Origin of the sequence: Streptomyces sp. NPDC059371 (genome assembly GCF_042751995.1) — a bacterium.
Classification (GTDB): Bacteria; Actinomycetota; Actinomycetes; order Streptomycetales; family Streptomycetaceae; genus Streptomyces.
This window is the reverse complement of sequence record NZ_JBHYXD010000002.1, coordinates 67680-78557: the sequence shown is the minus strand read 5'-3', so window position 1 is coordinate 78557 and position 10878 is coordinate 67680. Positions and strand designations below refer to the sequence as shown.

The following is a 10878-nucleotide window of genomic DNA, read 5'->3' as shown; positions in this document are numbered from 1 at the left end:
CCCCGCGGGGGGGTCGCCGGCCCCCCGCGCCCCCGCCCGCCCCCCCACCACCCCCCCCCGCGGGGCCCCCGCGCGCCCCCCCCGCCCCAGCTCGATGGCGTCGCCGATCCGGTGCACGACCGTCTCGACGCGGGCGCGGTTGTCCACGGGTGTGAAGACGGCTCTGCGGACGCCGTCGTCTCTGTGTTGCTTCACGGTCACCACCTTGTGCGTTGACTCAACCTTTACTCTAAAGAGGTCTTGAGATTTGAACTATGACTTCATATCTTTCCGGTCAGTGTTGCAACGCACCAACGCACCAGAAAGGTTCCCCGCCCATGGAGGCAAAGGCGATCCGGCTCCAGGGCCTGCGAAAGGCGTTCGGTGAGACGACCGCCGTGGCCGGAGTCGATCTGGAGATAGCCGACGGCGAGTTCTTCTCGATGCTCGGCCCGTCGGGCTCGGGCAAGACGACCGTGCTGCGGATGATCGCCGGATTCGAGAGCCCGACGGAGGGCCGGATCGAACTGGCGGGCCAGGAGGTCACCGGCCTCGCCCCCTTCGAGCGGGACGTGCACACCGTCTTCCAGGACTACGCGCTGTTCCCGCACATGACCGTCGAGGAGAACGTCGCCTACGGACTCAAGGTCCGCAAGGTGCCCAAGGCCGAACGCCTGGTCCGGGCCCGCAAGGCGCTCGCCGACGTACGCCTGGAAGGGTTCGGCCGCCGCCGCCCGGGCCAGCTCTCCGGAGGGCAGCGCCAGCGCGTGGCCCTCGCCAGGGCCCTGGTCGGCCGCCCCAGCGTCCTGCTCCTCGACGAACCCCTCGGCGCCCTCGACCTCAAGCTGCGCGAGCAGATGCAGGTCGAACTCAAGGCGATCCAGCGCGAGGTCGGCATCACCTTCGTGTTCGTCACCCACGACCAGGAGGAGGCCCTGACGATGAGCGACCGCATCGCCGTCTTCCACCAGGGCCGCATCGAACAGGTCGGCACCCCGGCCGAGATCTACGAACGCCCCGCCACAGCCTTCGTCGCGGGCTTCGTCGGGACGTCCAACCTGCTCGAAGGACAGTCGGCACAGCAGATCGTCGGCGCCCCGGGCACGTACAGCATCCGGCCGGAGAAGATCCGGGTCCTCGCGGAGCCCACGGACCCCACGGAGCCCGCCGAGGGCGCCGGGTCCGGGTCCGCCGACGCCGGTGCGGCCGGCGGGCCGGAGCACTCCACCGCCACCGGCACCGTCGCCGAGGTCGTCTATATGGGCGACGCCACCCGCTTCCTGGTGGACCTCGACGCGGGCGGCCGCCTCACCGCGCTCCAGCAGAACCTGGACACCTCCTCCGAGGACGTCGCCGCCCTGCGCGGCACCCGGGTCCGGCTCCGGTGGCACCGCCGCCACGCCTTCCAGGTCCCCGACCCCCGCTGACCCCCGCTCAGTCCACCGCCACGTATGGAGTACGCCGTGCGCCTCACCCCGACCCTCAAGGCCGCCGCCGCCGTCGCGGTGCTCCTCGCCGCCACCGCCTGCGGATCGTCCGGTACGGGCTCCTCCGCGTCCACCGGCCTCAACCCGCCCGACCTCAAGGCGCAGTCGAAGCTCGGCAAGAGCGAGGGCCAGGTCAACCTGATCGCCTGGGCCGGCTATGTCGAGGACGGTTCCAACGACCCCAAGGTCGACTGGGTCGGCGACTTCGAGAAGCAGACCGGCTGCCAGGTCAACTCCAAGGTCGCCGCCAGCTCCGACGAGATGGTCAAGCTGATGAAGACCGGCCAGTACGACGCCGTCTCCGCCTCCGGGGACGCCTCCCTGCGCCTCATCGCCTCGGGCGACGCGGCCCCGGTCAACACCGGCCTCGTACCGAACTACAAGAACGTCTTCAGCGGCCTGAAGAAGGGCGCCTGGAACTCCGTCGACGGCCAGATGTACGGCATCCCGCACGGCCGGGGCGCCAACCTCCTGATGTACAACACCGAGAAGGTCAGCCCCGCCCCCACCTCCTGGTCCGCGGTCTTCGACGACGCCTCGGCGAACAAGGGCCACGTCACCGCGTACGACTCGCCGATCTACATCGCCGACGCGGCCCTCTACCTGAAGTCCGCCCGGCCCGAGCTGAAGATCAAGGACCCCTACGCGCTCGACCAGAAGCAGTTCGACGCCGCCGTCGATCTGCTGAAGAAGCAGAGCGCGAACGTGGGGGAGTACTGGAGCGACTACCTCAAGGAGATCTCCGCCTTCAAGAGCGGCGACTCCGTGGTCGGCACCACCTGGCAGGTCATCGCCAACCTCACGGCCGACGAGGGCGCCAAGGTGAAGGCCTTCGTACCTGCGGAGGGTTCCACGGGCTGGTCCGACACCTGGATGGTCTCAGCCAAGGCCAAGCACCCCAACTGCGCCTACAAGTGGATGGACTGGATCATCTCGCCGAAGGTGAACGCCCAGGTGGCCGAGTACTTCGGTGAGGCGCCGGCCAACTCCGAGGCGTGCCAGTACACCAGCGACAAGTCCTTCTGCGACACCTACCACGCCACCGACGAGAGCTACTGGAAGAACATCGCGTTCTGGAACACGCCCATCGAGCAGTGCCTCGACGGCCGCACCGACGTCAAGTGCGTCCCGTACGCCAAGTGGGTCCAGGCCTGGACCGAGATCAAGGGCTGACCGAACGATGACCTCCACCCCGCAGGCCGCCGGACGCTCCCCCGTCCGGCGGCTCGCGGGGACACTGCACCGGCACTCCCGGCTGCGGCTGTCCCTGCTGCTGACCGCACCCCTGCTCTGGCTGACGGTGCTCTATCTCGGCTCGCTGGCCGTGCTGTTCGTCTCGGCGTTCTGGACGACGAACTCCTTCACCTCCGAGGTGGTGAAGGTCTGGTCGACCGACAACTTCCATCAGCTCCTCACCACCCCCGTCTACCGCCAGGTGATCCTGCGCAGCATCGGCGTCGCCCTCGCGGTCACCGCCCTGTGCGCGGTGATCGCGTTCCCCGTCGCCTTCTACACGGCCCGGACAGCCCGGGCCGAGCGGCGCCCGCTGCTGGTCGTCGCCATCCTGACCCCGCTGTGGGCGAGTTACCTCGTCAAGGTGTACGCCTGGCGGCTGATCCTCTCTCAGGACGGCCTGGCCGACTGGGTGTTGAAGCCCTTCGGACTCAGCGGACCCGGGTACGGGATCACGGCCGCGATCATCGCGCTGACGTACCTCTGGCTGCCGTACATGATCCTGCCGATCCACACCGCGCTGGAGCAGCTGCCCGCCAACCTGCTGGACGCGTCCGCGGACCTGGGGGCCCGCGCGGGCCGCACCCTGCGGTCGGTGGTGCTGCCGATGGTCCTGCCGTCCGTGGCCGCCGGCTCGGTGTTCACCTTCTCGCTCAGCCTCGGCGACTACATCACCGTGCAGATCGTCGGCGGCAAGACCCAGCTCATCGGCAACGTCGTCTACTCCAACATCGAACTGAACCTGCCCATGGCCGCCGCGCTCGGCACGGTCCCCGTCGTGGTCATCGTGGTGTACCTCCTCGCGATGCGCCGCACGGGCGCCCTGAGCAGTCTCTGAGGAGCCCGCTGTGCAACTGTCCCGTCCCGCGCGTATCGCGCTGCGCGTCGCCGCCGGGCTCGGCTTCGCGTTCATCTACGTGCCCCTCGCCCTCGTCCTGGTCAACTCCTTCAACCGGGACCGCAGCGCGAGCTGGCCGCCGTCCGGGCTCACCTTCCACTGGTGGTCGGTCGCCTGGGAGAACGAGGGGGCGCGCGCCGCACTGTGGGTCTCGGTCAAGGCCGGCCTCGGCGCCACGGCGATCGCGCTGGTGCTGGGCACGCTCGTCGCCTTCGCGGTCGCCCGCCACCGGTTCTTCGGCCGGGACACCATCTCCTTCGTGGTCGTGCTGCCGATCGCGCTGCCCGGCATCGTCACGGGCATCGCGCTCAACTCGGCGTTCAGCACGGTGCTCGAACCGCTCGGCGTCGGACTCGGCATGTTCACCGTGATCGTCGGCCACGCCACCTTCTGCATCGTCGTCGTCTTCAACAACGTGGTCGCGCGGCTGCGCCGTACGTCCGGAACGTACGAGGAAGCGGCGATGGACCTGGGCGCGGACACCTTCCGGGCCTTCGTCGACGTCACGTTCCCGCTGGTGCGCTCGGCGCTCCTGGCCGGCGCGCTGCTCGCCTTCGCGCTGTCCTTCGACGAGATCGTCGTGACGACGTTCACGGCCGGGCCCGGCATCGAGACCCTGCCGATCTGGATCTTCGACAACATGACCCGGCCCCGTCAGGCACCGGTCGTGAACGTCGTGGCCGCCGTGCTCGTCCTGCTCTCGGTGATCCCGATCTACGTGGCCCAGCGCCTGTCCGCGGACACGGCCACCGAGAGCAGGATCTGAGTCAGCGCTTGGTGGTGCTGTTGAACCGCGAGCGCGTCCAGACGTAGCCGACCAGGCTGATGGCGGCGCACCAGGCGAGCGAGATCCAGCCGTTGTCGCCGATCTCCGAGCCGGACAGCAGACCGCGGAGCGTCTCGGTCATCGGGGTGAACGGCTGGTTCTGCGCGAACCAGCGAAGGCCCGGGGACATCGAGTCGGCCGGCACGAACGCCGAGCCGAGGAAGGGCAGGAACTGGACCAGCAGCGGCTTGTTGCTCGCGGACTCGACGGTCTTGGAGATCAGGCCGAGTGCCGCCGAGAGCCAGGTCACCGCGAACGCGATGGCCGTGAGGAGACCGGCGGCGGCGAGCCATTCGAGCGGGCTCGCGTCAGGCCGGAAGCCGATGGCGAGCGCGAAGCCCACGACCAGGACCATGCTCACCATCGTCTGGACGACGCTGCCGACGACATGGCCCGTCATGAACGACGAGCGGGTGATGTTCATCGTGCGGAAGCGGTTGATGATGCCTTCCGTCATGTCCGAGCAGACCGCGATCGAGGTCGACATCGCCCCGGCCGCCACACCCATGACGATGATCCCGGGTGTCAGATAGTCCAGGTACGCGTCCCGGCCGCCGCCCATTCCGGCGCCGATCGAGTCCCCGAAGGCGTACGTGAACAGCAGCAGCATCAGGATCGGCATCATGGCGGCACCGAGCGACACGCTCGGATAGCGCATCGCGTGCTTGAGGTTGCGCCGCAGCATCGTCATCGAGTCGTGCACGGCGTAGGTGAGGGTGCTCATCGCGGGGTCTCCTTGACGTGAAGGGGGGTGCCGGTGCCGGTGACGCCGTCGCCGGTCAGAGCGAGAAACACGTCGTCGAGGTCGGGGGTGTGCACGGACAGGTCGGCGGCCCTGACACCGGCGGCGTCGAGCCGGACGAGCAGGGCGCGCAGCGCGTCGAGGCCGCCGTCGCCCGCCACGCGCAGCGCGAGGTCCTCGTCGTCGCGGGCCGCGCCGGGGAAGGCGCCGGCCGCGCGCTCGTACTCGGCGGGTTCGGTGAACCGCAGTCGTACGTGGCTGCCGGGGATCCGCGCCTTGAGTTCGTCCGCCGTGCCCTCGGCGACGATCCGGCCGCCGTCGAGCACGGCGATCCGATCGGCCAACTGGTCGGCCTCATCGAGGTATTGGGTGGTGAGGAAGACGGTGGTGCCGGCCGCGACCAGCGAGCGAACCGTGTCCCACATGGTGCGGCGGCTGCGGGGATCGAGTCCCGTCGTCGGCTCGTCCAGGAAGATCACCTGAGGGTCGCCGACCAGCGTCATGGCGAGGTCGAGCCGCCGTCGCATACCGCCGGAGAAGGTCGCGGCCCGCTTGTCCGCGACGTCCGCGATGTCGAACCGCCGGAGCAACTCCTTGGCACGGAACCGCCCTTCGCGCCTCCCGAGACGCAGCAGGTCGGCCATGAGGAGCAGGTTCTCCTCGGCGGTGAGCAGATCGTCGAGCGCGGAGAACTGCCCGGTGACACCGATCGCGTCGCGCACCCCGTCGGGTGAGGCGGCGATGTCGTGGCCCGCGACCTGGGCCTGTCCGCCGTCGGCGGCGATGAGCGTGGACAGGATCTGCACGGTGGTGGTCTTTCCGGCACCGTTCGGTCCGAGCAGCGCGAAGACGGAGCCGGCCGGGATGTGCAGATCGATGCCGTCGAGCACGGTCTTCTCGCCGTACGACTTGCGCAGACCGAGGGCGGAGACGGCGGCGGGCTGCGGACCGCCGCTCTGCCTGGGCACGGGCATAGGCATGGGCATGACAGAGGAAGGCATGGAGCTCTCCGTTCGGAGGCCGGGTGAATGTGGTGGAGGGGGGAGGGGGAGGGAGGAGCCGGGGGCGAGAGCTCAGGACTTGGCCCGCAGGATGTCGATGTTGCCCCAGTTGCTCCGCGCCCGGACCGCGACCGTGCCCTCGGTCATCTCCGGGGCCTCGGACGCGGCGAGCCTGTTGCGCACCTGTCCGCGGTTGGAGCTGACGTCCAGCCAGGTGGTGACACCTTCGCCGACGCCGACCTCGATGGAGCCGTTGGAGGTCTCCAACCGGACCTCGCCGCAGACGACTTCGGCGACGCGAAGGTGCCCGTTGGTCGTGGTGCCGGTGACCGACGCCTCGGCGCGCGCGATGTCGATGCCACCGTTGGTGCCGCTAGCCCGCAGTTCGCCCGTCACGGTGCCGACGGTCGTGGAGCCGTGCGAGTTCTTCAGGACGGCGGGTCCGGCGACCGTGCCGACGCGCACGTTGCCGGTGCTGCTGGTGATCTCGGCCGAGCCGTCGATCCGGTCCACGGTGATCAGGCCGTGCGACACCGTCAGTTCGAGCGGGCCGGTGGTGTCGAGGCGTACGTCGCCGGCCGAGGACTTCACCCGGACCTCGCCGAGCCGGCCTTCGGCGAGCACCTGGGTCCAGGAGCAGGTCAGGTCGAGTCGAGAGCCCGAGGGCAGGCAGATGGTCACATCGACGGCGCCGCTGGAGCCGACGAGGTGGCGCTGCTTCGTCCTGACCGTCAGGGCGCCACTCGCGTACCCGATCTCCGTCTGCTCGGCGGCCCGTACGTCCCTGTCCTTCTTCGGGTCGAGGGGCCGCACCTCGACGACCGTGTCGGGGCGGTCCCCGGCGGTGAAACGGATGGAACCGGCGGCCACGTGGGCGGTGACCGAGATGGGTTCGGGAGTGTCGAAAGAAGGCATGGCCGTACCGTCCTCGTGGGTACTTGGGGCGTCCGCGCAGGTGGGACGCCGTGTTGGTGAAGTGGTGCTGGTGCTGGTGCTGGTGCGGTGTGGGTGTGCGGGTTCGGGTTCGGGCCCGGGTTCCGTCGTGGTCAGCGCACCCAGCCCGTGAAGCCGTGTCCGATGGTGCGGTTCCCGCCCGTCGCGCCCGGCCGGGTCCCGCCGTCGACGGCGGCCGACACGCCCAGCACCAGCCACGCGTTGACCGACAGCCCTTCCCGCCTCGCGGCCTCCTCGGCGCGCGCCTTGAGATGGGCCGGTAGCCGCAGGTTGACGCGGACCGTGCCGCCGTCGTCGGCGTCGACGGACCCGGAGGCCCTGAACGCTCCGGCGGGTCTCTCCGGCGCTTCTGTGATGCCGCCGTGGTGCGGTGGTGGTGTCACCACGAAGTCGGGATCCAGTCCCCGTAGCCGTATGTCGACCGAGCCGGGAGCCAGCTCGCGGGTGATCTCGTCCATCGCGGCGGAGAGCACGTCGAGCATGGTCAGACGGGCCGCCGACTCCAGCGGAGCGGTGACCCGTTCGGCCAGTTGACGGGCTTCTTCCCCGCCGGCTTCGGCGGCCACCGCGAGTTCCCGGCGCAGTGCGTCGACATACGGAGTGAGGTCCATGCCGACATCGTGGCACCACTATGGCGCCATGTGCAAGCCTGTGTGGCACCCGGTGGTGGCGTTCGATGGCGCCGGATGGTGTCGAGTGGTGCGGTGTGGTGAGGCGTGGTGCCGGGGTGGTGAGGCGTGATGTCTCGCAGTGCCGGATCGCGTCCGCCCCGGCCGTCGGTCGTCGGGGCTCGGGGCTTCTGTCAGAGTCCAGGACTCTCGCTGCGGTATGTGACATAGTACTGATGTGAGTAGGCCTGTTACCTGCGATGTCGTGATCGTCGGAGCCGGAATGGTCGGCGCCGCCTGTGCCTTGTACGCGGCTCGCGAGGGCCTCGATGTAGTCGTGGTGGACCGCGGCCCGGTGGCCGGCGGGACGACCGGCGCGGGTGAGGGCAATCTGCTCGTCTCCGACAAGGAACCCGGACCCGAACTCGACCTCGCCCTGCTCTCCGGGCGCCTGTGGGCCGACCTCGCCGAGGAGCACGGGAAGGCGGTCGAGTACGAGGCCAAGGGCGGCGTCGTCGTGGCGTCCACCCCCGCGGGCCTGGCCGCGCTGGAGACGTTCGCTGCGGGTCAGCGGACGGCCGGTGTGCTGGCCGAACCGGTCGCCGCCGACCAACTGCACGACCTGGAACCGTACTTGGCCCCAGGACTCGCGGGCGGCGTCCGCTATCCCCAGGACACCCAGGTGATGCCCGCCCTCGCGGCCGCCCGTCTCCTCCGGGCATCGGGGGCGCGGCTGGTGACCGGGCACACCGTCACCGAGGTGCTGCGCGCGAGGGACGGCTCGGTCCGCGGAGTGCGCACCGACCGGGGCGACCTGCACGCACCCGCCGTGGTCAACGCGGCCGGCACCTGGGGCGCCGAAGTGGCCTCGCTCGCGGGCGTCACGCTCCCCGTCCTGCCCCGCCGGGGATTCGTCCTCGTCACCGAGCCCCTGCCGCGCCGGGTGCGCCACAAGGTGTACGCCGCGGACTACGTCGCCGACGTCGCCAGTGACTCGGCCGCCCTCCAGACGTCGCCGGTGGTGGAGGGGACCGCGGCCGGCCCGATCCTGATCGGCGCGAGCCGGGAACGCGTCGGCTTCGACCGGTCGTTCTCGCTGCCCGTCGTGCGGGAACTGGCCGCGGGGGCCACGCGGCTCTTTCCCTTCCTGTCCGAGGTGCGCGCCCTGCGGACCTACCTCGGATTCCGCCCCTACCTGCCCGACCATCTGCCCGCCATCGGCCCCGACCCCAGGGCGCCCGGTCTCCTCCACGCCTGCGGGCACGAGGGAGCCGGCATCGGACTGTCCACCGGCACCGGACAGCTGATCGCGCAGGTCCTGGCCGGCAGGGCACCCGGCCTCGACCTCACACCGTTCCGGCCCGACCGCTTCCCCGAGGAGGCCGTGTGAACCCCCTGGACCTCGTACGGGCCGAACCCGGCCCCGCCTTCACCGTCACCCTCGACGGCCGAGCCGTCGAGGTGCTGCCCGGCCGGACCGTCGCCGCCGCGCTGTGGGCCGAGGGCATCACCTCGTGGCGCAGCACCCGTGACGGGGGCCGGCCCCGCGGGGTCTTCTGCGGCATCGGCGTCTGCTTCGACTGCCTCGTCACCGTCAACGAGCGCCCCAACCAACGGGCTTGTCTGGTCCCGCTGGCGCCCGGCGACGCGATCCGCACCCAGGAAGGCACCGGCCACGATGACTGACGGACCCCACCGCCTCGCGGTGATCGGCGCGGGCCCGGCCGGTCTCGCCGCCTCCCTGGCCGCGGCGGCACACGGCGTGCGGGTGACGCTGATCGACGCGGCCCCGAGCGCGGGCGGACAGTTCTACCGCCGGCCCGCGAGCGGCCTGGGCGCCCGGCGGCCCCGAGCGCTGCACCACCGGTGGCACACCTGGGAGCGACTGGAACGGGGGCTCGCCGGACACCTGGAGGCGGGCACGGTCAGGCACTTGACGGACCATCACGTCTGGCTGGCCGAGCGGACCGGGGCGACGGGCGATCGGCCGGGATTCACCGTCCACGCTCTCCTCGGCCCACTCCAGGAGGAGTCCGTCGCCCTGCGCGCCGACGCCGTGGTCCTCGCCACCGGCGGATACGAGAAGGTGCTGCCCTTCCCCGGCTGGACCCTGCCGGGAGTCGTGACCGCGGGCGGGGCCCAGGCCATGCTCAAGGGCGGCCTCGTCGTGCCGGGACGCAGAGCCGTCGTCGCGGGAAGCGGGCCGCTGCTCCTGCCCGTCGCGACCTCCCTCGCCGCCGCCGGGGTCGAGGTCGCCGCGCTCGTGGAGTCCCTCGATCCGAGAAGGCTGCTGACCGGCGGCGGGGCGCTGGCGGCCGAGCCGGGCAAGATCGCCGAGGCGGCCCTGTACGCGGCCCGGCTCCTGCGCCACCGCGTCCCGTTCGTCCCGCGGCACACCGTCGTGGAAGCCCATGGCGAGGGCCGGCTCGAAGCCGTCACCGTCGCCGCGCTCGGCCCGGACGGGCGGGTACGACCCGGAACGGAGCGGCGGATCCCGTGCGAGGCGCTCGCCATCGGGCACGGGATGGTCCCGCACACCGATCTCGCCGAGGCGCTCGGCTGCCGGACCGACGCCTCGCGGGTGGACGTGGACGACGAGCAGCGCACCGACGTGCCCGGCGTCTGGGCCGCCGGTGAGACCACGGGGATCGGTGGCGCCACGCTCTCCCTGGCCGAGGGGCATCTCGCGGGCCGGTCGGTGGCGGCCCGGCTGCGCGGCGCCGAACCCGATCCGCGGTCGGCCGCCCGAGCCGTCAGGGTCCGTGCGAGAGCGCGCGCGTTCGCCTCCGCGCTGGACGCCGTGTACCGACCGCCCGCCCACTGGACGGACCAGGTCACCGACGAGACCGTCGTGTGCCGCTGCGAGGAGGTCACGGCCGGCCGCGTCCGCGAGGCCGTCACCGACCTCGGGGCGGGCGACGTCCGCACGGTCAAGCTGCTCACGCGCGCCGGAATGGGATGGTGCCAGGGCCGGATCTGCGAACCCGCCGTCGCCGGACTCGCGGGCTGCGAACAGGCGCCCGTACAAAGGATGTTGGCGCGTCCGGTACCGCTCGGCGTCCTCGCCCGTGCCGGTTCGGACGAGGACCTGTCACCCGGCGCGGGCCCGCCACCCGGCCGGCGGTGATGCTCCCCTGCCGGCGGTGACGC

General features: G+C 71.1%; 11 protein-coding genes and 1 pseudogene. 7 read left to right on the top strand and 5 right to left on the bottom strand.

All coding sequences use genetic code 11. The annotated features are described in order from the left end of the window. Positions 1 to 195, bottom strand: a pseudogene (locus ACFXGX_RS01610) (hypothetical protein); the annotation flags it as partial. Between the two features lie 122 nt (positions 196 to 317). On the opposite strand from ACFXGX_RS01610, the gene ACFXGX_RS01605 reads away from it, so the two are divergent. Genes ACFXGX_RS01605 through ACFXGX_RS01590 form a run of 4 tightly spaced genes read left to right on the top strand, consistent with a single transcriptional unit; the run spans position 318 to position 4363 of the window. After that, on the top strand, positions 318 to 1406 hold the full coding sequence (locus tag ACFXGX_RS01605; RefSeq protein ID WP_384783520.1) for an ABC transporter ATP-binding protein: 1089 nt from the start codon (positions 318 to 320) through the stop codon (positions 1404 to 1406). A 24-nt stretch (positions 1407 to 1430) separates the two neighbouring features. Continuing rightward, positions 1431 to 2639, top strand: a complete 1209-nt coding sequence (locus ACFXGX_RS01600; RefSeq protein ID WP_384783518.1) for an ABC transporter substrate-binding protein — start codon at positions 1431 to 1433, stop codon at positions 2637 to 2639. 7 nt (positions 2640 to 2646) lie between these two features. Continuing rightward, positions 2647 to 3537: an ABC transporter permease gene (locus ACFXGX_RS01595; RefSeq protein WP_384783517.1), complete on the top strand. Its 891-nt coding sequence runs from the start codon at positions 2647 to 2649 to the stop codon at positions 3535 to 3537. Between the two features lie 10 nt (positions 3538 to 3547). Then, positions 3548 to 4363, top strand: a complete 816-nt coding sequence (locus tag ACFXGX_RS01590; protein WP_384783516.1) for an ABC transporter permease — start codon at positions 3548 to 3550, stop codon at positions 4361 to 4363. A gap of 1 nt (position 4364) precedes the next feature. On the opposite strand, the gene ACFXGX_RS01585 is transcribed toward ACFXGX_RS01590, so the two are convergent. From ACFXGX_RS01585 to ACFXGX_RS01570, 4 genes are all read right to left on the bottom strand, one after another. Further along, positions 4365 to 5147: an ABC transporter permease gene (locus ACFXGX_RS01585; RefSeq protein WP_384783514.1), complete on the bottom strand. Its 783-nt coding sequence runs from the start codon at positions 5145 to 5147 to the stop codon at positions 4365 to 4367. Next, a complete protein-coding gene (locus ACFXGX_RS01580; RefSeq protein ID WP_384783806.1) occupies positions 5144 to 6139 on the bottom strand; it encodes an ATP-binding cassette domain-containing protein in 996 nt (331 codons plus the stop codon). The genes ACFXGX_RS01585 and ACFXGX_RS01580 overlap by 4 nt, the downstream gene beginning before the upstream one ends. A gap of 99 nt (positions 6140 to 6238) precedes the next feature. Further along, on the bottom strand, positions 6239 to 7081 hold the full coding sequence (locus tag ACFXGX_RS01575) for a DUF4097 domain-containing protein (RefSeq protein WP_384783512.1): 843 nt from the start codon (positions 7079 to 7081) through the stop codon (positions 6239 to 6241). A 131-nt stretch (positions 7082 to 7212) separates the two neighbouring features. Continuing rightward, entirely contained in the window at positions 7213 to 7731 is a 519-nt protein-coding gene (locus ACFXGX_RS01570; RefSeq protein WP_384783510.1) for a hypothetical protein, read from the bottom strand. A 235-nt stretch (positions 7732 to 7966) separates the two neighbouring features. On the opposite strand from ACFXGX_RS01570, the gene ACFXGX_RS01565 reads away from it, so the two are divergent. The 3 genes from ACFXGX_RS01565 to ACFXGX_RS01555 are packed head-to-tail and all read left to right on the top strand — an operon-like array spanning position 7967 to position 10855. After that, positions 7967 to 9118, top strand: coding sequence for an NAD(P)/FAD-dependent oxidoreductase (locus ACFXGX_RS01565; protein ID WP_384783508.1), 1152 nt, complete (start codon positions 7967 to 7969; stop codon positions 9116 to 9118). Continuing rightward, positions 9115 to 9414 carry a (2Fe-2S)-binding protein gene (locus tag ACFXGX_RS01560; protein WP_384783506.1) on the top strand — a complete coding sequence of 100 codons (300 nt, stop codon included), beginning with the start codon at positions 9115 to 9117 and terminating at the stop codon, positions 9412 to 9414. The genes ACFXGX_RS01565 and ACFXGX_RS01560 overlap by 4 nt, the downstream gene beginning before the upstream one ends. After that, complete coding sequence (locus ACFXGX_RS01555; protein WP_384783504.1) at positions 9407 to 10855, top strand: FAD-dependent oxidoreductase; 1449 nt, start codon at positions 9407 to 9409, stop codon at positions 10853 to 10855. Before ACFXGX_RS01560 ends, ACFXGX_RS01555 begins: the two co-directional genes overlap by 8 nt. The last annotated feature ends 23 nt before the right edge of the window (positions 10856 to 10878 follow it).